Raw genomic sequence first — 257 nt, 5'->3', positions numbered from 1 at the left:
GCGGAAATCTCGGAAATTCGCGAGTGGCTGGAAAGGACGGTGCCGTTACTGGATAAAGACCTGGAGGCCAATCGCTTTGGCACATTTCGACCATTTACCAATTCTGCGGGGTTCCCGGTAACGAACCTGCAGGAGGCCATCACCTTCAACAACTTCCACGAAGGGCTCCACCTGGGATATATGCTTTCGATCCGGAAGTTCCTCTGACCCCGCTTGGAAAGCTGTCTGCAGCGGCCTATTCGGTAACGGGCACCTCT

The 257-nt window shown here is 54.9% G+C and carries 1 protein-coding gene; it reads left to right on the top strand.

All coding sequences use genetic code 11. The annotated features are described in order from the left end of the window. A partial coding sequence (locus tag ACRHNM_RS17310; protein WP_431137895.1) for a DinB family protein occupies window positions 1–207 on the top strand: 207 nt, incomplete at its 5' end. Between the last annotated feature and the right edge of the window lie 50 nt (window positions 208–257).

Source organism: Psychroserpens mesophilus (assembly GCF_050617655.1).
GTDB lineage: Bacteria > Bacteroidota > Bacteroidia > Flavobacteriales > Flavobacteriaceae > Psychroserpens > Psychroserpens mesophilus_A.
This window is presented reverse-complemented; position numbering and strand designations above follow the sequence as displayed.